The organism is Vibrio sp. V01_P9A10T6 (assembly GCF_963877065.1).
GTDB lineage: Bacteria > Pseudomonadota > Gammaproteobacteria > Enterobacterales > Vibrionaceae > Vibrio > Vibrio anguillarum.
On the sequence record NZ_CAWNTB010000125.1, the window covers coordinates 1 to 2,263 of the forward strand.

The 2,263-nt window shown below is 36.8% G+C and carries 2 protein-coding genes; both read right to left on the reverse strand.

The features are described 5' to 3' along the window. Positions 1-64: 64 nt before the first annotated feature. Positions 65-1,180, reverse strand: coding sequence for a polysaccharide pyruvyl transferase family protein (locus AACQ21_RS06795; RefSeq protein ID WP_105977630.1), 1,116 nt, complete (start codon positions 1,178-1,180; stop codon positions 65-67). After that, on the reverse strand, positions 1,180-2,263 hold a 1,084-nt coding region (locus AACQ21_RS06800), incomplete at its 5' end, for a Coenzyme F420 hydrogenase/dehydrogenase, beta subunit C-terminal domain (RefSeq protein ID WP_105977631.1). The genes AACQ21_RS06795 and AACQ21_RS06800, both read right to left, overlap by 1 nt.

The window sequence follows — 2,263 nt, forward strand, 5'->3', positions numbered from 1 at the left end:
ATTGTATACAGGCATAATGACCGATACCTTAGGTGCAGAATAATCTGAGATAGGACTGCTCATATTATTTTCCTGATAAGGCATTATTTAAAAAATCCATAGCAAATTTCTGTTTCTCAGTTTTTAAGCGATTGACTTTGGAAAAGTTTATTGGCTGATTGATAAGCTGACTCGTTAATTCATTAATGCTAAATATAAGCCGCTCTTCCAAGCCAAACATTTTTAAAACAGAAGTAAAACGGGCTAATCCACGATCATGATTTCCAATCGCGATAAATGGCTTATTGAAAATAATCGAAAATGCTACGCCGTGAAAAGAATCGGTTACGACAAACTCAGCATCCATAAAACCACGCAGCCATTGCGTAACAGGGGGATAGACGCCTTTTTCGTCCGGCATAACAGTGTAGGGTGTCAAGCTACGTTCATTGGCTACAGCCTGAATAATTTCTTTCTTATCTAATGATTGATCAAGAACATAAACCATCATATTACCGTTACTGGCTGGGCATTTATCTTGCTCAATAAGTTGGATATACATTTCTTTATCTAATAGAAAGGTAGGATCAAGCACATGCTCAGCAGCAACACCAAAATGCTGTTTACATAAATTAACGGCGCTATCTTCACGAACAGCAACGGCATCAAATTGTTTAAGTAAAGCAGCATACTCCTTCAACGCTTCTTGGCTAAATTCATTGCAATTATCGACGCCAAAAGATGCTGCATAAGCGATTCGCTTTGCATCATCACTCTTATTTAAAAAAGATAAGAAGAACGCTGACATGCCAGGTGAGTATGCAGGTCTCCAAACTTGATCACTACCAACAATATACGCATCAAATTGATAGTTTTTTATGTAAGACATTTCATCAACGGAATAGATCTTTTGCGTAGTGCGAATGTGTTCAGCAGAGAAGCGATCAGTATGCTGCCCAATTTTACGTTTCTGCTCATCAGTGATAGGAAAAATGCTGGCTAATTCTCTTCGTAAGAAATATTTACGAATAATATTACCGATAATTGATTTTATACCGAAATAGCGAAGCTTGTGATTCCATGCAAAATCAAGGGTCATCACATCATGATCTTGAGTTTTTAAATATTTCTGTAGTGCAAATGCTTGGAGCAAGCCACCGTAATTATTGTGCAATGGTTGAGTTAAGATTGCTATTTTCATTAAACTGTTTTTAAACCTAATTTATTCTTAATTCTTTGGGTAATATGATAAAGGCGAGTGAGTCTATTCAGTTTTTTTATGCTCACACCTAAAGCAGCATCAAAAGTTTCAACTTCTTTATGTTTTTGCCATTCTGTTGTACTTGCATCACGAGTAATGAGCCTTTGGCGTTGCACCAAGGTGTATTCCAGTGGTGTCTTTTCTAAAAGTCGAGCTCTCTTGTAAGGTAAGAAGTCCATTTTCGGCTTTTGTAACTTTAATCTCTGTTTCATACCTAATTGCTTATGTTTGAAGCCACCAGCTTGCGAAGACTTAAACAGCTCAATAGAAATCGAATCCATAATCAATTCACCGCATGCCAACCCCTCTTGGACAATCTGATCAGCAATCTTGCTTCTAGTTACAATAACATTGTTGCCTTTACCATCATCTTGGTACGGCTTGATCCACGCATCACCTAAAGAAACATCTGCTAATTCTGCAACAAGGTCATCAGAAAAATCATAAGCAGGGGCATTAAAAAATGAGCTCCCCCACGTATTTCCTACTTTAGACATTTTTACAGTTTTAAATTTCCCAGTTGCAATTTCTTTTGCACCAAATGAATAATCTAAAGCATGAGAATCAGTATCTTTAATACGATACTCTTGGTGGCTATATTCTCCCTTAATGTCGGCTTTCTGTGCCAAATAGTCTGTATAAAACTTGCTTTTTAATCCACCACAGATTATTCCAGCTAAAAAGGCAATTTTTTCTTTATATTCAGGGTGGTAGCATTGCTTCAAACGGATAGCTTTAATAAAGCTTGGTACGCCTGATACTGCAATCTTCCCATCAATATTATCAATTTCTAAAAACAGCTTTTCCAGAGTAACTGGACAGTAACGTGTCTTTGAGGTTTTAGTTATTGAATCTACGTCATCAAACCATTGATATTCATACCCTCCACTTTTTTCGGCGACAACAAAGATCTTTTCTACAATATTATTTCTTAGTAGGTATTCAAAAAAATATGTGCCGAGACCACCAGATGAAGATGTTTTCCGATGCTTAACTGAGTAGCCAGCATAGCTATTAATGTAA

Bases quoted from the DNA above. Each gene is read 5' to 3' on its own strand.
- AACQ21_RS06795 (WP_105977630.1), bottom strand. From the start codon at position 1,180: ATGAAAATAGCAATCTTAACTCAACCATTGCACAATAATTACGGTGGC.